We start from the raw sequence: 19918 nt of genomic DNA, 5'->3' as shown, positions 1-19918 counted from the left end.
TCCTTGAAGCAGACGGGTGTGACCGGATGAGGGCCGCCCGGCGGTGGCAGGGTTGGTGGTGCCGGGCGGCCCTGGTTCAGGGGCGTGCGGGGGTCAGCTGCGCCAGGTGTCGGACAGCGTGACGGTGCCGCTCGCGGGGACGGTGGCGGTGCGGTTGGCGCCGCTCTCCCAGGTGACGTTTCCGGCCGCGTCCTTGCGGACGTACTTGTACGCGAAGGACGTGCCGGCGGGCAGGGTGACGTCGAGCTTCCAGACCGGGTAGGCCGCCGGGTCGAGCTTGAGGGCGGCGCCGGTGTTCCAGTTGCCGAGGGCGGCTTGGTCGCCGGTGACGTAGATGTTCTGGCCGACCACGGTGGTGGCGTTGACCTGGAAGGAGGCGCCGGTGGTGGCGGGCGGCGGGGTCGAGCCGCAGCTGCGCGCGTTCACGTGCAGGGCGAGCGCGGTGTGGGCGCCGAGGGTGGCGGTGAAGCGGCCCGCGGAGTCGACGGTGACGGCGGTGCCGCTCTGCACGTCGCAGTAGGCGCCCGCGGCGAGCGAGGTCTGGAAGGTGCGGGTCAGCGCGGCCGGCTCGTGGTTGACGGCCACGTACGCCTTGGTGCCGCGGCCGAAGGCGATCCGGTCGCCGCCGTCGTCCCACCAGTTCGTGACGCCCTGACCGCGCGCCGCGTTCCGGAAGGCCACCATCGAGGAGATCTCGCGCCAGGCGTGCTGGCACTTCCAGCCGTCGCTGTAACAGGCGTTCACGGTACCGGCGTTGGGCGGGCCGGCGTCCTTGTCGGTCCACTCGTACCCGGAGTGGACGTCCGGCGAGCCGTACGGCCAGGCCAGCATGAACACGGAGGCGAGGGTGTAGGCGGCGCCGTCCTTGTAGGTCAGGGTGTCGCCGCCGCGCTCGGTGTCGTGGTTGTCGACGAAGACGGCGGACTGGCCGGACGGCATGTGGCCCCAGGCCTCGCCGAAGTTCTTCAGGTAGGCGAGGTTCTCGTTCTGGAAGACCCGCTTGAGGTCGCGGGCGTAGCGGAACTCCTGGACGTCGCCGGTGCCGAGGTACTCGCTCGGGGAGACGGCCTCGCCGGCGCCGTGGATGGCCTCCTGCTTCCAGTAGACGGAAGGGTTCGTCAGCCGGGACTTGATGTTGGCGAGGTCGGCGGCCGGCATGTGCTTGACGGCGTCCACCCGGAAGCCGTCGACGCCGAGCGAGAGCAGGTCGTTCAGGTACCCGGCGATCCGGCCGCGGACGTACTCCTCGCCGGTGTCGAGGTCGGCGAGCTGGACGAGTTCGCAGTTCTGGACGTTCGCCCGGTCCTGGTAGTTCGAGATGGTGGCGCGGCAGTCGTCGAGGTCGGAGCCCGAGTAGATGCCGGGGTAGTTGTACTTGGTGTACGGGGAGCCGCCGGTGCCGGTGCCGTCGCCGGCCGCCATGTGGTTGATCACCGCGTCCGCGACCACCTTGACGCCCGCCGCGTGGCAGGTGTCGACCATGTTCTTGAAGGCGGCGCGGTCGCCGAGCCGGCCGGCGATCTTGTAGCTGACGGGCTGGTACGAGGTCCACCACTGGCTGCCCTGGATGTGCTCCTGGGGCGGGGAGACCTGGACGTAGCCGTAGCCGGCCGGGCCGAGGGAGTCCGTGCAGGCCTTGGCGACCGAGGCGAACTTCCACTCGAAGAGGACGGCGGTGACGTCCTTGTCGCCGGGCGGGGCGGCGGCGGCCTGCGGGGCGGCCTGGACGCCGGCCGCGGCGAGGGCCGCGAGGGCCAGGGCCGATATCGGGGCTCTGCGGGGGCGGGTGCGGGTGCGGGTGCTGGCGGGCATGGGGGGTCCTCCTGGCGAAGGGGGCCTCGTTTGGCAACGCGCCGTGCCCGCAAGGCCGAGATGCATTGAAAGTTGACTGAAACTTCTTGCGGACGCGACGGTATGAGTCGGTCGGCGTGCCGTCAACCCTTTGGACGCGGGTTGGTCACCGGGGCGAAACGCTGCGGCTTTTTGGCGGCAACAACTTACGCAAGAGATTGCGGCGGTGTTACGTTCAATCGGCGCTCGGGCTGGTCGGACGGGGACGCCGGCGCCCCGGCGAAGGCGTCCCACGCGCCCGCCCCCCAGCCCGAGCGCACCCCCGCCGCCCCTCCCGGCCTCGTCGGCCTCGCCGGGTCCCCGAGGGGCAACAGCCTTGCCGGCTGACGCCGCGCAACTTCAGCCTCGCCGGCGTTTGAGGCGCGGGTCCGGGCGGAGCCCGGTGCCCGGCGCCAGCCGGGTTGCAGTCCTGGGGCTCCGCCCCAGACCCCGCGCCTCAAACGCCGGCGAGGCTGGATGTGCCCCGCTCAGGCCCACACCTCAGGCGAGGGTGGAGATGCCCCGCTCAGGCCCGCACCTCAGGCGAGGCTGGAGGTGCCCCGCTCAGGCCCGCACTTCCAGCGCCGCCGCGGGATATGGCCCGCTCAGGCCGAGGGCCGCCTCAAAACGCCAGCGCGGCTGGATACGGCTCGCTCGGGCCGAGGGCCGCCTCGACGCCGCCGCGGCTGAGGGGTCGCCCGCCAGGGCAGCGGCGGGGCCGGCCAAGGCCGGCCGGGCCGGAGGGGAAGGTCCGCTAAGGGCGGGGGGCCTGGGCGGTGGAGCCTCGGACCACGAGTTCTGGTTGGAAGACGAATTCCGTGCGCTCCACCGGGTTGCCCCCGACCGCTTCCAGCAGCGCCCCCACCGCCGCCGTGGCCATCGCCCGCACCGGCTGCCGCACCGTCGTCAGCGGCGGGTCGGTGAACGCGATCAGCGGCGAGTCGTCGAAGCCGACGACCGAGACGTCCTGCGGCACCCGCAGCCCCCGCTCCCGGGCGGCCCGGATCACGCCGAGCGCCATCGGGTCGCTGCCGCACACGATGCCCGTGCAGCCCTGGTCGAGCAGGGAGCCGCCGGCCGCGTGGCCGCCTTCGACCGTGAACAGGGTCCGCTGGATGCGCTGTTCGGCCTCCTGCGCCCCCGTACCGCGGAGTTCGGCCAGCGCGGCCGTGAAGCCCTCGGCCTTGCGCAGCGAGGGCACGTACCGGGTGGGACCGATCGCCAGCCCGATCCGCTCGTGGCCCAGCTCGGCGAGGTGGCGCACCGCCATCCGCGCCGCGGCCCGGTCGTCCGGGGAGACGAAGGGCGCGCTGATCCGCTCGTTGTAGCCGTTGATCAGCACGAACGGCACGCCGCGCGCCGCCAGCCGCAGGTAGCGGGCCGGGTCGGCGCCGGCGTCCGCGTGCAGCCCGGACAGGAACACGATGCCGGTGACCCCGCGCTCCTCCAGCTGTTCGACCAGCTCGTCCTCGGTGGCGCCGCCGGGGGTCTGGGTGCACAGCACCGGCGTGTAGCCGTGCCCGGCCAGTGCCTGCTCGATGACCTGCGCGAACGCCGGGAAGATGGGGTTGGTCAGTTCCGGGATGAGCAGCCCCACCAGGCCGTTGCTCTTGCGGCGCAGCCGCACCGGACGCTCGTAGCCGAGTACGTCCAGTGCGGCCAGCACCTTGTGCCGGGTGGCGGCGGCCACCCCGGCCTTGCCGTTGAGGACCCGGCTCACGGTCGCCTCGCTGACGTTCGCCTGTTCGGCGATGTCCGCGAGCCGCGGGGCCGCCGGATCGGCGGCCCGCGGCGGGGGGACCGTCACACCGCCCACCAGGCGGCGCTGTCCGCGGGGAGCACCGCGTCCGCGCCGGTGACGGCGGGCTCGGCGCTGGCGAGCAGCAGCCGGCCGGGCAGCGGCACGGTGACCGGCGCGCCGGTGGTGTTGACGGTGCAGACGAACGCGGTGCCGTCGGCGGCCGTGCGGCGGAAGGCGAGCACGCCCTCGGGCGCCGGCATCCAGGCCACGTCCTCGCCCGCGCCGAGCGCCGGGTGCGAGCGGCGGACGGCGAGCGCGCTGCGGTACAGCTCCAGCATGGAGTCCGGGTCGCCGCTCTGCGCCTCGACGCTCAGCTCGGCCCAGGATTCGGGCTGCGGCAGCCAGCTGGGGCCGCCCGCGACGGGGCCGAAGCCGTACGGGGCCTCCCGGCCGGACCACGGGATCGGCACCCGGCAGCCGTCGCGGAACCCGTCCTGGCCCGCGGCGCGGAAGAACGACGGGTCCTGGCGCACCTCGTCGGGCAGGTCGGTGACGTCGGGCAGGCCGAGCTCCTCGCCCTGGTAGACGTACGCGGAGCCGGGCAGCGCGAGCATCAGCACGGTGGCGGCGCGGGCCCGTCGCAGGCCCAGTTCGCGGTCGCCCTGCTCGCGCAGCTGGGTACCGAGGCCGGGCGGGTTCGCGAAGCGGGTGGCGTGCCGGGTGACGTCGTGGTTGGACAGCACCCAGGTGGTGGGGGCGCCGACCGGGCGCATCGCGGCGAGCGAGCCGTCGATGACCTCGCGCAGCTCCGCGGCGTCCCAGGCGGTGGTCAGGTACTGGAAGTTGAAGGCCTGGTGCATCTCGTCGGGCCGGACGTAGAGGGCGGTGCGCTCCACGGTCGGGGTCCAGGCCTCGGCGACCAGGACGCGGTCGCCCTCGTACTCGTCGAGGATCCGTCGCCAGGAGCGGTAGATCTCGTGCACGGCGTCCTGGTCGAAGAACGGCATGACGTCGTTGCCGAGCAGCTTGAGCTGGTCCTTCGCGCCGAGGTCGGGCAGGCCGGGGGCCTTGACCAGGCCGTGGGCGACGTCGACGCGGAAGCCGTCGGCGCCGAGGTCCAGCCAGAAGCGCAGGATCGAGCGGAACTCGTCCTGGACGGCCGGGTGCTCCCAGTTGAAGTCGGGCTGCTCGGGGGCGAAGAGGTGCAGGTACCACTCTCCGTCCGCGACCCGGGTCCACGCGGGGCCGCCGAAGATGGACTCCCAGTCGTTGGGCGGGAGTTCGCCGTTCTCGCCCTTTCCGGGGCGGAAGTGGAAGCGCTCGCGGAGCCGGGAGCCCGCGCCCTCGCGCAGCGCCTGCTTGAACCAGTCGTGCTGGTCGGAGCAGTGGTTGGGGACGAGGTCGACGATGATGCGCAGCCCCAGCCCGTGGGCCTCGCGGATCAGCGCGTCGGCGTCGTGCAGGGTGCCGAACATCGGGTCGATGGCCCGGTAGTCGGCGACGTCGTAGCCCGCGTCGGCCTGCGGGGAGGCGTAGAAGGGGCTCAGCCAGACGGCGTCGACGCCGAGCTCCTTGAGGTACGGCAGTCGGCTGCGGACGCCTTCGAGGTCCCCCATACCGTCACCGTTGCTGTCGGCGAAGCTGCGCGGATAGACCTGGTAGATCACCGCGTCTCTCCACCAGCCCGTGTGCGTGCCGGTGGTGCCGGTGGTCGGGGCGGCCGGAGCAGCGAGGTGCTGGGTCATGTCGTCCTTGGAAGTGTGGTGGTCGGGTGGGACCGGCGGGCGCGCCGGGTGGTCAGCCCTTGGTGGCGCCCGCGGTCATGCCGGCGACGAGGTGCCGCTGGGCGAAGAGGAAGAAGGCGGCGGCGGGGATCGCGATGACGACGGAAGCGGCGGTCATCGGGCCCCAGTTGGCCGTGTACTGGGTGACGAAGGTCTGGAGGCCTCCGGCGAGCGTGAGGTTCTCCTCGCCGACCATGAAGGCGGAGGCGTACGCGACCTCGCCCCAGGCGGTGATGAACGAGTAGAACGCGGTGACCGCGAGGCCCGGCTTGGCGAGCGGGAGGATCAGCCGCCAGAAGGTGCCGAAGGGGTTGAGTCCGTCGACGCGGCCCGATTCGTCGATCTCCACGGGGATGGTGTCGAAGAAGCCCTTCATCATCCACGCGCAGAACGGCACGGCGATGGTGAGGTACGTGACGATCAGGCCGACCGGCTGGTTGAGCAGGCCGAGCTGCCCCATCAGGTTGTAGAGCGGCACGATGAGGATGGCCATCGGGAACATCTGCGTGATGAGCAGGGTCCACATCAGCGGCCGCATGCCGGGGAACTTGAAGCGGCTGACCGCGTACCCGGTGGTGGCGGCGATGAACACGCCGAGGACGGTGGTGACGCCGGCCACGAAGACCGAGTTGCCGAACCAGGTGAAGAAGGACGTCGACTCCACCAGGTAGCGGTAGTTGTCGAGGGTCGGGTTCTTCACGAAGTCCGTGGTGATGGCGTCCTTGGCGGGCTTGAGCGAGGTCAGCAGGACCCACAGCACCGGGAAGACGGCGATCACGGACGCCACGACGAGCGTGCCGTGGAGGCCGACGGACGCGAGCGGGGAGCGCTGGCCGCGCTTCCGTACGGGTGTCGTCACGGTCACCACACCTCTCCCTGCTTGCGCAGCGAACGCCGGTACACCAGCGCGAAGATCATGAGCAGGGCGAGGATCAGCACGCCCCAGGTGGCGGAGCCGGCGAAGTCGCGCGGGGACTCCACGAAGGCCTCGCGGAAGGCCTGGGTCACGAGGATCTCGGTGGCGTCGCCCGGGCCGCCCCGGGTGAGCAGGAAGATCACCGGGAACATGTTGAACGTCCAGATGGTGGAGAGCAGGATCACGGTCATGCTCACCGTGCGCAGTCCGGGCAGGGTGATGTAGCGGAACCGCTGCCAGGCGCTCGCGCCGTCCATCTCGGCGGCTTCGTACAGCTCGCCGGGGATGGACTGGAGGCCGCCGAGGAGGGCGACCATCATGAAGGGGACGCCGAGCCAGACGTTCACGGTGATCACCGCGATCTTGGCCCAGGTCGGGTCGTCGAGCCACGGGATCGCGGAGATCCCGCCGCCTTCGAGGAGCTTGTTGAGGATGCCGTTGTCGCGGTTGAACAGGAACCGCCAGGCGAAGACGGAGACGAAGCCGGGGACGGCCCACGGCAGGATGAGCGCCATCCGGTAGGCGGAGCGGCCCCGGAAGCTCCGGTTGAGCATGTTGGCGAGGACCAGGCCGAGCGTGAAGGTGACGGACACGCAGGCGACGGTCCAGATCACCGTCCACACCAGGCGCTGGAGGAAGACCGGGTCGCTCAGCACGGCCGTGTAGTTGTCGAGGCCGACGAACGAGTACGTCGCCTCGATCTCGTTGACGCCGATGGTGCGGGCGACGTTGCGCTCGTTGGCGTCGGTCAGCGACAGGTAGATGCCGCGGACCAGCGGCCAGCCGATGATCACGCCGAGCACGAGCACGACGGGCGCCACCATGGCCCACGCGTACCAGTGCTTCGCCATCGTGCGCCGGACGCCCCCCGGGCGCTGTTCAGTCCTGCGGCTCCGGCCGCGGGCGAGGTCGTCCTCGCCCGCGGCCTTCGCCACCGACTGGCTGGTGTGAGCAGCCATCTCAGTCGGCCTGCCTTCCTCTACCGCTTCCGGTCCTGCTACTTCCAGCCCTTGAGGATCTTGCGGAACTCGACGCCGGCCGCCTTGGCCGCGTCCTCGGGGCTCGTGGCGCCCGTCACGGCCTTGGTGTACTGGAGCTTCAGCGGCTCGAACAGGCTGCCGTTCTCCGGGATCCAGGCGCGCTCGACGGCCTTGTCCACGGCGGGCTTGAAGAACTGGACCATCTCGTTGCTCTTCACGTCCGGCAGCTCGTAGGCCGCGGTGCGCGTCGGCAGCAGGCTGAGTTCCTTGGCGGACTGGGCCTGCACGTCCTGCGAGGTCATGTACTCGACGAAGGCGTGGGCGGCGTCGCGGTTCTTGGAGCCGGCGTAGACCGCGAGGTCGTGTCCGCCCTGCGGGGCGCCCTGGGCGGCCGAGCCGGCCGGGACGGCGGCGATGCCGAGGTTGGCCTTGTCCTTGAACGCGTCACCGGCGTAGGCGTCGGCGACGGCCCACGGACCGTTGATCATCATGGCGACCTTGCCCGACTTGAAGGCGGTCTGCATGTTGTTCCAGCCGTCGGTCGCGTTGGTGATCGCGGCGCCGGAGGTGACGAGGTCGCGGGCGGCCTTGAAGGCCTTCACGCCGGCCGGGCCGTCGACGGTGACCGTCTTGTTCTTGGCGTCGACCAGGTCGCCGCCCTCGCCGTAGATGAGCGGCAGGAACCAGTACGAGTCGTCGCCGCGCAGGTACAGGCCGGTCTTGCCGGTCTTCTTCTTGATGGCGGCGGCGGCCGTCTTCAGCTCGGCGAGGGACTTCGGGGCCTCGACGCCGGCGTCCTTGAGGATCTTCTTGTTGTAGAAGAGGCCCATGGTGTCGATGACCTGCGGGACCGCGTAGGTGGTGCCCTCGTACTTGCCGGAGGCGGCGGCCTGCGGCAGGAAGTCGGCGTCGACCTTCTTGGCCTGCTCGGCGGGGACCTTGTCCAGGTAGCCGAGGGAGGCGAAGTCGGCGACCCAGCCGACGTCGGCGCGGATCACGTCGGGGGCGTCGGCGCCGCTGCTGAAGGCGTTCTTCACCTTGTTCTGGGCGTCGCCGTACGGGACGTTGACGTACTTGACGGTGACCTTCGGGTGCTTGGCGGTGAAGGCCTTGGCGATCTTCTCGAAAGTGGCCTTCTCGGCGTCGTTCGAGGTGTCCCACCAGGTGACGGTGCCGGCGAGCTCGCCGCCCGGCTTCGTGTCACCGCTGCCGCCGTCGTTCTTGTCGCCGCCGCAGGCCGTCGCCGCGAGCGCGAGGGCCGCGACCAGCGCGGTGGCCGCTATGCCACGCCGCATGTGAACTCCTTCAGTGATCCCGTCCGCCCCGTCGCGGTCCCGAGTTGCCAGGAACCTAACAAGGCCGAAAGCCGTCCGAAAGAGCTTGCGGCAATTTTCTGCAAGCCGGGGCGATCGTTACGTCCACGTGTCCATAAGGTTGCCGCAGCTTGCTGTTTGTTCGAGGCCGGACGCCCGCAACCAGGGGGCACACCGTCGCGTTGACCCCGATATGACCCACGAGCTGACCGATCCGCGCCTTGCAAGCCCTTCCAGCAACGCGACCGGCTGGTGGCGCGACGCCGTGATCTATCAGGTGTACGTACGCTCCTTCGCGGACAGCGACGGGGACGGCGTCGGCGACCTGCGCGGCGTGCGCGAGCGGCTGCCGCACCTGGCCAGGCTCGGGGTCGACGCCGTGTGGCTCACCCCCTTCTACGTCTCCCCGCAGGCCGACGGCGGCTACGACGTCGCCGACTACCGGGCCGTCGACCCGCTCTTCGGCGACCTCTCCGACGCCGACGACCTGGTCCGGGCCGCGCACGCGCTGGGGCTGCGGGTGATCGTCGACGTGGTCCCCAACCACACCTCCGACCGGCACGCCTGGTTCCTGGCCGCGCGGGCCGACGCCCCCGGCGGGCCGGACCGGGCCCGCTACCACTTCCGCCCCGGCCGCGGCCCGGGCGGCGCGCTGCCGCCCAACGACTGGGAATCGGTCTTCGGCGGCCCCGCCTGGACCCGGCTCCCGGACGGGGAGTGGTACCTGCACCTCTTCGCCCCCGAGCAGCCCGACCTGAACTGGGAGCACCCGCAGGTGCACGAGGAGTTCGCGGCGATCCTGCGGTTCTGGCTGGACCTGGGCGTGGACGGCTTCCGCGTCGACGTCGCCCACGGCATGGTCAAGCCGCCCGGCCTGCCCGACGTCGGCGCCGCCGAGCAGGCCACCCTGATCGGCTCCCAGCCGCTGCCGTTCTTCGACCAGGACGGCGTCCACGACATCCACCGCTCCTGGCGGCGGCTCCTCGACTCGTACGGCGGCCAGCGCATCGGGGTCGCCGAGGCCTGGGCCCCCAGCTCGGAGCGGCTGGCCCGCTACGTCCGCCCCGACGAACTGCACCAGGCCTTCAACTTCCGGTTCCTGAACTGCCCCTGGGAGGCCGGCCGGATCCGCGAGGTGATCGACGAGTCGCTCGCCGCCACCACCGCGGTCGGCGCCCCCACCACCTGGGTGCTCTCCAACCACGACGTGGTCCGGCACCGCACCCGCTACGGCAGCGGCCCGCAGGGCCTGCGCCGGGCCCGCGCCGCCGCCCTCCTCATGCTGGCCCTGCCCGGCTCGGCCTACCTCTACCAGGGCGAGGAGCTGGGGCTGCCCGAGGTCGCCGACCTCCCCGACGCCCTCCGCCAGGACCCGGCCTTCCACCGCGGCGGCGCGACCGCGCCAGGGGCGGGCGCGGGCGCGGCGGGGGCAGGCGCGGCGGCGGCGACCACGGCAGGGGCGGGCGTGATCACGGCTGGGGCGGGCGCGGCGGGGGCGGGCGCGATCACGGCAGGGGCGGGGGCGGGCGCGGCGGGGGCCCGGACCGACGCCCCCAGCGAGGCCGCGGGGCAGGAGGGACTGCGCGACGGCTGCCGGGTGCCGATCCCCTGGTCCGGCGCGGAGCCCCCGTACGGCTTCGGGCCGGGCGGCGCCTGGCTCCCGCAGCCCGCCGGCTGGGCGGGCCTGACCGTCGCCGCCCAGACCGGCGACCCGCACTCCACCCTGGAGCTCTACCGGGCCGCCCTGGAACTGCGCCGGGCCCTGCCCGGCCTCGGCGCCGGCGACGAGGTCGACTGGCTGCCCGCGCCCCCCGGAGTGCTGGCCTTCGCCCGCCCCGGCTTCGTCTGCACCGTCAACACCCGCGACACCCCCGTCGAACTCCCCGTGCCCGGACGCCCGGTGCTCTCCAGCGGACCCGTCGACCCCGACGGCCGCACGGTGCAGATTCCCGCTGATTCCTGCACGTGGTGGGCAATCTGACATGCGACCGGTACAGTCCAATCCCATGACCGCGAGGCTTGTCGACATCGCAGCCCAGGCGGGGGTCAGCGAAGCCACAGTCAGCCGCGTGCTCAACGGCAAGCCCGGTGTGGCCGCGGGCACCCGCGAATCCGTGCTGGCCGCCCTCGACGTACTCGGGTACGAGCGCCCCGTCCGGCTGCGCCAGCGCAGTGCGGGCCTGGTGGGCCTGATAACCCCCGAGCTGGACAACCCGATCTTCCCGGCGCTCGCCCAGGTCATCGGGCAGGCGCTGACCCGCCAGGGCTACACCCCGGTGCTCGCCACCCAGACCCCCGGCGGTTCCACCGAAGACGAGCTGACCGAGATGCTGGTCGACCGCGGGGTCTCCGGGATCATCTTCGTCTCGGGACTGCACGCGGACACCACCGCCGACATGACGCGCTACGACCAACTGCGCGGCCAGGGCGTCCCCTTCGTCCTCATCAACGGCTTCTCCCCCAAGGTGCAGGCGCCCTTCGTCTCCCCGGACGACCGGGCGGCGATGCAGCTCGCGGTCACCCACCTCACCTCGCTCGGGCACACCCGGATCGGCCTCGCCGTCGGCCCCAAGCGGTTCGTGCCCGTGCTGCGCAAGATCGAGGGCTTCCGGCTCGCCCTGGAGGAGCGGCTCGGCCTCGACGCCGAGCAGTCCGAGGAACTGATCCAGCACTCTCTGTATTCACTGGAGGGCGGCCAGGCCGCCGCCACGGCGCTGATCGCCCGCGGCTGCACGGCCGTGGTGTGCGCCAGCGACATGATGGCGCTCGGTGCCATCCGGGCGGCCCGGCAGCAGGGGCTGCGGGTGCCGCAGGACGTCTCGGTCGTGGGCTTCGACGACTCCCCGCTGATAGCGTTCACCGACCCGCCGCTCACCACCATCCGCCAGCCCGTCCAGGCCATGGGACAGGCGGCGGTGCGTACGCTGCTGGAGGAGATCGGCGGCACTCCGGCCCCGCACAGCGAGTTCGTCTTCCATCCCGAACTGGTGGTCCGCGGATCCACCGCCTCCGGCCCGGACCGGGGCCGGGAACCCCTCCCCGGGTAGTTCTCAGGTGGTCGTTCCGACGACTGACGGGCTGCACCGAAGACCGTCCCGAGGGATGATCGGGGCAGGAAACGTATCTGGCAGACTCTTTCCCTATGGGTGAAGCGAGCGTGAAGACACTGGAAACCCGGACGGATGTCCCGTCACCCACGGTGACCGAGGACCGCCCGGAGCCCCGCCACGCACTGCTGGACCGACTTCGGTCCCCCCGTCGGCCGCGGCTGTGGTTCGAGATCCTCCTGATCGCGGTCAGTTACTGGACGTACTCGCTGATCCGCAACGCCGTGCCGGAGCAGAAGGCGGCCGCCCTCCGCAACGCCGACTGGATCTGGCAGGTGGAGCACACCCTCGGCATCGCCGTGGAGAAGTCCGTCAACCATGCCGTCGACTCGGTGACGTGGCTGATCGTCGGCATGAACTATTACTACGCCACGCTGCACTTCCTGGTGACCATCGGCGTGCTGGTATGGCTCTTCCGCCGCCACCCCGGCCGGTACGCGGCCACCCGCCTGGTGCTCTTCGCGACGACCGCGGTGGCCCTGGTGGGGTACTACTTCTACCCGCTGGCACCGCCCCGGCTGATGAACGGCGAGAACTTCATCGACACCGTGCTGGTCCACCACACCTGGGGCTCGATGGCCTCGGGCGACCTCAAGCACATGTCGAACCAGTACGCCGCGATGCCGTCCATGCACATCGGCTGGTCGCTGTGGTGCGGGCTGACGATCTTCGCGCTGGCCAGTGCGCCGTGGGCGCGGATCCTGGGGCTGCTGTACCCGGCCGCGACGCTGGTCGTGATCGTCGCGACCGCCAACCATTTCTGGCTGGATGCGGTGGGCGGCATGCTGTGCCTGGCGTTCGGCTACGCCGTGTCGTACGTCTGGTACGGCACGACGGCCCGGCGGCTGCCGCGCTACCCCGAAGACCCCGACGCCTCCTCGGCGACCGCCACCCTCCTCAACCGCTTCCGCAGCCCCCGCCCCTGACCCGGCCCCGCCGGCGCGAGTCCGGGCAGAGCCCGGCAACCCCGCCGCACCCTCCAGCCCCTCCGGCGCTTGAGGAGCGGGTCCGGGCAGGGCCCGGTGCCCGGCGACCCCGCGCACCCTTCAGCCCCTCCGGCGCTTGAGGAGCGGGTCCGGGCAGAGCCCGGTGCCCGGCGTCAGCCGGGTTGTCTTGGGGCTCCGCCCCAAACCCCGCGCCTCAAACGCCGGCGAGGCTGGAATTGCCGCACGCAGGGCCGGCGAGGCTGGAATTGCCGCACGCAGCGCCGGTGAGGCTGGAGGTTGCCCGCCCGCAGGGCCGGCGAGGCTGGAATTGCCGCACGCAGCGTCGGTGAGGCTGGAGGTTGCCCGCCCGCAGGGTCGACGGGCACGCGGCGTGGCGGTTACGCGGCGTAGAAGAGGTCGTCCACTACCGCGCGTGCGCGGCGCGTGGCGCGGCGGTAGTCGTCCAGCATCTCGCCGACACGGCCCTCGCCATAGCCCAGGTAGCGCCCCACGGCAGCCAGCTCCCGCGCGTCGGTGGGAAACGTGTCCCCCGCCCGCCCCCGCACCAGCATGACCGCGTTGCGGACCTGCGTGGCCAGCACCCACGCCTCGTCCAGGGTCTGTGCCTCCTCCGTCCCCAGCAGCCCGGCCGCGTGGGCCGCGGCCAGCGCCGGCCGGGTGCGGGTGGTGCGCAGCCCCGGTTCGGCCCAGGCGTGCCGCATCTGGAGCAGCTGCACGGTCCACTCGACGTCGCTCAGCCCACCCCGGCCCAGCTTGGCGTGCAGGGTCGGGTCGGCGCCCCGCGGCAGCCGTTCCGCTTCCATCCGGGCCTTGAGCCGCCGGATCTCGCGGGCCGGTTCCTCGCCGATGCCTTCCATCGGGTAGCGCAGCGGGTCGATCAGTTCGATGAAGCGGCGGCCGAGGTCCTCGTCCCCGGCGACCGGTTCGGCGCGCAGCAGCGCCTGGCTCTCCCAGACCAGTGACCACCGCCGGTAGTAGGCCGCGTACGAGGCCAGGGTGCGCACCAGGGGGCCGCTGCGGCCTTCGGGGCGCAGGTCGGCGTCGATGAGCAGCGGCGGGTCGGCGGTGGGCAGCTGGAGGAGCCTGCGCATCTCGGCGATGACGGCCTGGGCGGCCTTGGCGGCCTCCTGCTCGCCGACGCCCTCGCGGGGCTCGTGGACGAAGAGCACGTCGGCGTCGGAGCCGTACGACAGCTCGTGCCCGCCGAAACGTCCCATGCCGATGACCGCGAACCGGGTGGGCAGCGTCTCGCCCCACTGGGCGCGCACGGCGGCCCGCAGCGCGCCGGCCAGGGTGGCGGAGGTCAGGTCGGAGACGGCGTCGCCGACCCGGTCGACGAGCGCGCCGCGGTCCTCCTCGGCGGGGCTCTCCTCGGTCCCGTACGAGGCGATGATGTCGGCGGCGCAGGTGCGGAAGAGTTCGCGGCGGCGCACGCCGCGGGCCGCGGCCACGCCCGCCTCGGCGGTGTCGGCGCGGCCGACGGCGGCGAGCACCTCCTGTTCGAGGGCTTCGTGGCCGCGGGCCTTGAGGCCTTCGGGGTCGCCGAGCAGGGCGACCGCCTCGGGGGCGCGCATCAGCAGGTCGGGGGCGAGCCGGCCGGCGGACAGCACGCGGGCGAGGTTCTCGGCGGCGGCGCCCTCGTCGCGCAGCAGCCGCAGGTACCAGGGGGTCTTGCCGAGCGCGTCGGAGACCTTGCGGAAGTTCAGCAGGCCGGCGTCCGGGTCGGCGGAGTCCGCGAACCAGCCGAGCATGACGGGCAGCAGGGTGCGCTGGATGGCGGCCTTGCGGGTGACGCCGGAGGCGAGGGCCTCCAGGTGGCGCAGGGCCGCGACGGGGTCCGCGTACCCGAGGGCTTCGAGGCGCTGGCCGGCGGCGCGCGGGCTGAGTCGGGTCTCGCCGGGGGCGAGCTGGGCGACGGCGTCGAGCAGCGGGCGGTAGAAGAGCTTCTCGTGGAGCCGCCGGACCACGGAGGCGTGCCGGCGCCAGGCCTTGTTGAGTTCGACGACGGGTTCGGTGCGCAGGCCCAGGGAGCGGCCGAGGCGGCGCAGGTCGGCCTCGTCCTCGGGCACCAGGTGGGTGCGGCGCAGCCGGTACAGCTGGATGCGGTGCTCCATGGCCCGCAGGAACCGGTACGCGTCGTGGAGCTGCGCGGCGTCGGTGCGGCCGACGTAGCCGCCCGCGGCGAGTGCGTGCAGGGCGTCGAGGGTGGTGCCGGAGTGCAGGGTGGCGTCGCTGCGGCCGTGGACGAGCTGGAGGAGCTGGACGGCGAACTCGACGTCGCGCAGGCCGCCGGGTCCGAGCTTGAGCTCGCGGTCCACCTGGGCGGCGGGGATGTTGTCGACGACGCGGCGGCGCATCTTCTGCACGTCGGCGACGAAGTTCTCGCGTTCCGCGGCCTGCCAGACCAGGGGGGTTATGGCGTCGACGTAGGCGGCGCCGAGTTCCTCGTCGCCCGCGACGGCCCGGGCCTTGAGCAGGGCCTGGAACTCCCAGGTCTTGGCCCAGCGCTGGTAGTAGGCGAGGTGCGAGGAGAGGGTGCGTACGAGGGGGCCGTTGCGGCCTTCGGGGCGCAGGTTGGCGTCGACGGGCCAGATCGCCCCCTCGACGGTCGTCTCGGAGCAGATCCGCATGAGGTGCGAGGCGAGTCGGGTGGCGGCCTGAAGGGCCTTGGCCTCGTCGGCGCCGGGCGCCGCCTCCCCGACGAAGATCACGTCGACGTCGGAGACGTAGTTGAGTTCGTGGCCGCCGCACTTGCCCATCGCAATGACGGCGAGCCGGCACTGGGCGGCGTCCTCGGGGGCGGCGGCGCTCGCGATGCGCAGGGCGGCCCGCAGGGTGGCGGTGGCGAGGTCGGCGAGTTCGGCGGCGGCCTGCGCCACGTCGGTGGTGCCGCACACGTCGCGGGCGGCGATGGACAGCAGGCAGCGGCGGTACGCGATGCGCAGCGTGACGGGGTCGTGGGCGTCCGCGAGGCCCTGCTCGAACTCGGCGATGCCGGGGTGCAGGTCGGCGGACTCGTACGTGACGAGGGCCCGCCAGTCCTGCGGGTGGCGGGCCAGGTGGTCGGCGAGCGCCTCGGACGCGCCGAGCACGCCGAGCAGCCGGTCGCGCAGCGGCTTCGCGGAGACGAGGGTGGAGAGCAGGGCGGTCCGGCCGTCGGCGTCCTGGGCCTCGGCGAGGCGGACCAGGCCGCGCAGCGCGAGGTCGGGGTCGGCGGTGGCGCCGAGCCCGTCGAGGAGCACCGGATCGGTGCGTACGGCGGCGAGTTCGGGGGCGTCGAGCAGCTCCCCGGCCGCGGACGGGTCCGTGAATCCGTGCCGCAGCAGCCGGATGAACGTACTGCTCCTGCGTCCGGGAACCGTCATCCCGCCGCCTCCGTTCCGTGCCGCCCCTCCGGGACGCCCACACCAGATCCGGCTCCCGACCCTATCCCGGCCCCCCGACCACCCGCCCGGCCCCCGCGCGGGACAACCCCCGACGGAGGGCGAGTCGCCGCGCAGGGCAACCCCCGACCGACCCGTGCGCGCGCGGGGCAACCGCCGACGGACCGACCGGTTCCCACGCGGTGAGACCTCCGACCGACCGATCGGCGCGAGGGGCGGCCTCCGACCGACCAGTCGACACGAGGGGCAACCTCCGACGGACCGCCCGGTCCCAGCGCAGGGCAGCCTCCGACCGACCGGTGCGCGCGGGGCGGCCTCCCGACCGGCTAGTCGGCGCGCAGAGCGACCCCCAGCCCCGCCGGCGTTTGAGGCGCGGGTCCGGGCAGAGCCCGCTACCCGGCCCTCGGCCGCGGACCCGTACGGCCCGGCCCGCCCCCGCCTACAGCACCGGAAGGTTCTTGCGCAGCTCGAAGGCGGTGACCTCGGAGCGGTACTCCTCCCACTCCTGCTTCTTGTTCCGCAGGAAGAAGTCGAACACGTGCTCGCCGAGCGTCTCGGCGACGAGCTCACTGCGCTCCATGAGCGCAATCGCCTCGCCGAGGTTCTGCGGCAGCGGTTCGATGCCCATGGCGCGGCGTTCGGCGTCGGAGAGGGCCCAGACGTCGTCGTCGGCGCCCGGCGGGAGTTCGTAACCCTCCTCGATGCCCTTGAGGCCGGCGGCGAGCAGGACCGCGTACGTCAGGTACGGGTTGGCGCCGGAGTCGATCGAGCGGACCTCGACCCGGGCCGAGCCGGTCTTGCCCGGCTTGTACATCGGGACCCTGATGAGCGCCGAGCGGTTGTTGTGTCCCCAGCAGATGTACGAGGGGGCCTCGCCGCCGGAGCCGGCGGTGCGGGAGGAGCCGCCCCAGATGCGCTTGTAGGAGTTGACCCACTGATTGGTGACGGCCGCGGTCTCCGCCGCGTGCTTGAGCAGGCCCGCGATGAAGGAACGGCCGACCTTGGAGAGCTGGTACTCGGAGCCCGACTCGTAGAACGCGTTGCGGTCGCCCTCGAAGAGGGAGAGGTGGGTGTGCATGCCCGAGCCCGGGTACTCGGAGAACGGCTTGGGCATGAAGGTGGCCTGGACGCCCTGCTCCAGCGCGACCTGCTTCATGACCAGGCGGAAGGTCATGATGTTGTCGGCGGTGGAGAGCGCGTCGGCGTAGCGCAGGTCGATCTCCTGCTGGCCCGGGGCGCCCTCGTGGTGGCTGAACTCGACGGAGATCCCCATCGATTCGAGCATGGTGATCGCCTGGCGGCGGAAGTCCATGCCCACGTTCTGCGGGGTGTGGTCGAAGTAGCCGGAGTTGTCGGCGGGCACCGGGCGGGTGCCGTCCAGCGGCTTGTCCTTCAGCAGGAAGAACTCGATCTCCGGGTGGGTGTAGAAGGTGAAGCCCAGGTCGGAGGTCTTGGCGAGGATGCGCTTGAGGACGAAGCGCGGGTCCGCGAAGGACGGCGAGCCGTCCGGCATCAGGATGTCGCAGAACATCCGGGCGGTGCCCGGGGCCTCCGCGCGCCACGGCAGTATCTGGAACGTGCTCGGGTCCGGCTTGGCGATCATGTCGGACTCGTAGACCCGGGCGAAGCCCTCGATCGCGGAGCCGTCGAAGCCGATGCCTTCGTCGAACGCCTGCTCCAACTCGGCGGGGGCGACGGCGACCGACTTGAGGAAGCCGAGCACATCGGTGAACCACAGGCGCACGAAGCGGATGTCGCGCTCTTCAAGCGTCCGGAGGACGAATTCCTGCTGCTTGTCCATGCCTTCATCCTCGCAGTTCAGACGGCCTGTGCACCACCAGCGGGGCGTCAGGGAGCCGACCCAGTATCGCGGCCGGTGGTTTCGGCCACATTACGGGCCCCCTCGCGGCTGTGACACCCCCGCTCTGACCGTCGGAGCGTCACGCGCATTACCATCTGCGGCCATGGGGGGCAGGGATCACATCGGCCACCGGCGCGTCGTGCGACCGGTCGCTCTGGCGTGCGCTCTGGCGACCCTCGTGGCGGCCCTCTTCCTGTGCGCGCGCCCCGTCGCCGGGCACGGGACGGGCTCGGACCGTGCCGCGACGGCCGTGCTGTCGCACCCGTCGTCGCCGTCGTCCCCGTCGTCCCCGGGGCACGGCGCGTACGACTGCCCCGGCGGCATGCCCGGCTGCTCGGGCTTCGTACACGGCACGCCGGCCGTCCTGACCGTGCCGCTGCCGGCCGCCCCGGCGGCCGGCCCGCCGGCCCCGGTGCCGATGCCCCGCCCGGTGAGCCGGGTGCTGCCGCCGCAGCCCCTCGCCCGCGCCCCCGACCTGCATGTCCTTCAAGTGCTGCGGACGTGAGTCCGCCGCCGCACCGCCCGCTCCACCCCACCCCCCTTTCGAGTAGGACAAGGACAACAGCAGCCATGGCCACCAAGCCCGCCAGCACCGACAACTCCCGCAAGGCCCGCATAGCCGAGATGCGCAAGGCCGAGCAGTCCCGGGAACGGCGCAACAAGATCCTCGCGATCACCGTCTCCGCCGCGGTCGTCGCCGGCCTCGTCGGTTTCGGCGCGTACGTGCTGAACAAGGAGTCGGACAAGAAGGAGGCCGCCGAGGAGGCCGCCAAGGCGCCCGTCACCGGTGAGCAGAGCTGGGACGCGAAGAAGCTGGGCCGCAACCACGTCACCAAGGCGGTCTCGTACCCGATGAACCCGCCGGTGGGCGGCGACCACCACCAGGTGTGGATGAACTGCGACGGCGACGTCTACAAGAAGCCGCTGGCCAAGGAGAACGCCGTCCACTCGCTGGAGCACGGCGCGGTCTGGGTCTCGTACAACGACAAGGCGCCCGAGGCCGAGGTGAAGAAGCTGGAGGAGAAGGTCGCGAAGACCCCCTACACGCTGATCAGCCCGGTGAAGGACCAGACGGGCGCGATCATGCTCAGCGCCTGGGGCAAGCAGGTCACCGTGGACAGCGCGAGCGACCCGCGGGTGAACCAGTTCTTCAGCAAGTACGTGCAGGGCCCGCAGACCCCCGAGCCGGGCGCCGCGTGCACGGGCGGGCTGGCCCAGCAGTGACCCGTACGCACTGGGCGGCCATCGCGGCCGTCGTCCTCGCCCTGCTGTTCGCGGGGACGGCAGCCGTCACCGCGAACAGCGCGGCGGACCCCGCGGCGAAGCTCCCGGACGGGGACTCGGCCGACGCCGGTTTCGCCCGGGACATGTCCGTGCACCACCAGCAGGCCGTGGAGATGTCCTTCATCGTCCGCGACCGCACGGCGGACCCGGAGGTCCGGCGCCTCGCCTACGACATCGCCAACACCCAGGCCAACCAGCGCGGCATGATGCTGGGCTGGCTGGACATGTGGTCCCTGCCGAAGGTCGCGCCGGCGCAGGAGCCGATGGCGTGGATGGCGTCGGGCGACGCCGGGGACGCCCCGGGCGTCAAGGGCGGCGGCGGTGAAGGCGGTGCGGCCGGGCACGGCGGCCAGGGCGCCCACGGCGGCCACGGCGGCTCCGGTGCGCCGACGGCCAAGGCGGGCGCGCTGATGCCCGGCATGGCCACCAAGGCGGAGCTGGCCGCGCTCGCCAAGGCGGACGGCAAGGCGGCGGAGGTGCTCTACCTCCAGCTGATGACCGACCACCACAAGGGCGGCATCCAGATGGCCTGGGGCTGCGCCACCCTGTGCACGACGCCCGTCGAACGGGACCTCGCGCGCGGGATGGTGGCGGGCCAGCAGTCCGAACTGGACCTGATGGCCATGCTCCTCAACGCCCGAGGCGCAAAACCCCGCGCGTAGCGCCGTGCCCTTACGGCCTTGCGGGGCTGCGGGCTTACGGGCCACGGGCCCTACGGGCCCACGGGTGAGGAGGGCGACCTCCTCACCCGTACGCCCGTATGCCCCGGCCC

The 19918-nt window shown here is 72.3% G+C and carries 14 protein-coding genes; 6 read left to right on the top strand and 8 right to left on the bottom strand.

Annotation, left to right across the window (positions count from 1 at the left end):
• Positions 1–93 precede the first annotated feature (93 nt).
• The 6 genes from OG764_RS25175 to OG764_RS25150 form a co-directional block, all read right to left on the bottom strand.
• Entirely contained in the window at positions 94–1812 is a 1719-nt protein-coding gene (locus OG764_RS25175) for a carbohydrate-binding module family 20 domain-containing protein (RefSeq protein ID WP_328970695.1), read from the bottom strand.
• A gap of 772 nt (positions 1813–2584) precedes the next feature.
• Entirely contained in the window at positions 2585–3637 is a 1053-nt protein-coding gene (locus OG764_RS25170) for a LacI family DNA-binding transcriptional regulator (RefSeq protein ID WP_328970694.1), read from the bottom strand.
• Positions 3634–5316: a glycoside hydrolase family 13 protein gene (locus OG764_RS25165; RefSeq protein ID WP_328970693.1), complete on the bottom strand. Its 1683-nt coding sequence runs from the start codon at positions 5314–5316 to the stop codon at positions 3634–3636. Before OG764_RS25165 ends, OG764_RS25170 begins: the two co-directional genes overlap by 4 nt.
• A gap of 52 nt (positions 5317–5368) precedes the next feature.
• The gene (locus OG764_RS25160) at positions 5369–6220 is read right to left on the bottom strand and encodes a sugar ABC transporter permease (protein ID WP_443056040.1); all 852 of its coding nucleotides are present in this window, start codon (positions 6218–6220) and stop codon (positions 5369–5371) included.
• Positions 6217–7230, bottom strand: a complete 1014-nt coding sequence (locus tag OG764_RS25155; protein ID WP_328970692.1) for a carbohydrate ABC transporter permease — start codon at positions 7228–7230, stop codon at positions 6217–6219. The genes OG764_RS25160 and OG764_RS25155 overlap by 4 nt, the downstream gene beginning before the upstream one ends.
• 38 nt (positions 7231–7268) lie before the next feature.
• The gene (locus tag OG764_RS25150; RefSeq protein WP_328970691.1) at positions 7269–8546 is read right to left on the bottom strand and encodes an extracellular solute-binding protein; all 1278 of its coding nucleotides are present in this window, start codon (positions 8544–8546) and stop codon (positions 7269–7271) included.
• A gap of 211 nt (positions 8547–8757) precedes the next feature.
• Between OG764_RS25150 and OG764_RS25145 the strand changes: the two genes are divergently transcribed.
• The 3 genes from OG764_RS25145 to OG764_RS25135 all read left to right on the top strand — a co-directional run bounded on the left by OG764_RS25145 (position 8758) and on the right by OG764_RS25135 (position 12597).
• A complete protein-coding gene (locus OG764_RS25145; RefSeq protein ID WP_328970690.1) occupies positions 8758–10545 on the top strand; it encodes a glycoside hydrolase family 13 protein in 1788 nt (595 codons plus the stop codon).
• A gap of 25 nt (positions 10546–10570) precedes the next feature.
• Entirely contained in the window at positions 10571–11611 is a 1041-nt protein-coding gene (locus OG764_RS25140; RefSeq protein WP_328970689.1) for a LacI family DNA-binding transcriptional regulator, read from the top strand.
• A gap of 95 nt (positions 11612–11706) precedes the next feature.
• Positions 11707–12597: a phosphatase PAP2 family protein gene (locus OG764_RS25135; RefSeq protein WP_328970688.1), complete on the top strand. Its 891-nt coding sequence runs from the start codon at positions 11707–11709 to the stop codon at positions 12595–12597.
• Positions 12598–12995: 398 nt separating this feature from the next.
• Here OG764_RS25135 and OG764_RS25130 read toward each other — a convergent pair whose 3' ends face one another.
• Together OG764_RS25130 and OG764_RS25125 are read right to left on the bottom strand one after the other, a co-directional pair.
• Positions 12996–15983, bottom strand: a complete 2988-nt coding sequence (locus tag OG764_RS25130) for a bifunctional [glutamine synthetase] adenylyltransferase/[glutamine synthetase]-adenylyl-L-tyrosine phosphorylase (protein WP_328970687.1) — start codon at positions 15981–15983, stop codon at positions 12996–12998.
• Positions 15984–16440: 457 nt separating this feature from the next.
• Positions 16441–17802, bottom strand: coding sequence for a glutamine synthetase family protein (locus OG764_RS25125; protein ID WP_328970686.1), 1362 nt, complete (start codon positions 17800–17802; stop codon positions 16441–16443).
• A gap of 163 nt (positions 17803–17965) precedes the next feature.
• Here OG764_RS25125 and OG764_RS25120 point away from each other — a divergent pair, with 163 nt between their 5' ends.
• The 3 genes from OG764_RS25120 (at position 17966) to OG764_RS25110 (ending at position 19808) form a co-directional block, all read left to right on the top strand.
• Positions 17966–18367 carry a hypothetical protein gene (locus OG764_RS25120; RefSeq protein WP_328970685.1) on the top strand — a complete coding sequence of 134 codons (402 nt, stop codon included), beginning with the start codon at positions 17966–17968 and terminating at the stop codon, positions 18365–18367.
• A gap of 65 nt (positions 18368–18432) precedes the next feature.
• Positions 18433–19086 carry a DUF3105 domain-containing protein gene (locus OG764_RS25115; protein ID WP_328970684.1) on the top strand — a complete coding sequence of 218 codons (654 nt, stop codon included), beginning with the start codon at positions 18433–18435 and terminating at the stop codon, positions 19084–19086.
• Positions 19083–19808 carry a DUF305 domain-containing protein gene (locus tag OG764_RS25110; RefSeq protein WP_328970683.1) on the top strand — a complete coding sequence of 242 codons (726 nt, stop codon included), beginning with the start codon at positions 19083–19085 and terminating at the stop codon, positions 19806–19808. Before OG764_RS25115 ends, OG764_RS25110 begins: the two co-directional genes overlap by 4 nt.
• The last annotated feature ends 110 nt before the right edge of the window (positions 19809–19918 follow it).

Origin of the sequence: Streptomyces sp. NBC_00239 (genome assembly GCF_036194065.1) — a bacterium.
In the GTDB taxonomy this organism is placed as follows: domain Bacteria; phylum Actinomycetota; class Actinomycetes; order Streptomycetales; family Streptomycetaceae; genus Streptomyces.
Note: the sequence above shows the minus strand (reverse complement) of the source record. Positions and strands in the feature narration are given on the sequence as shown.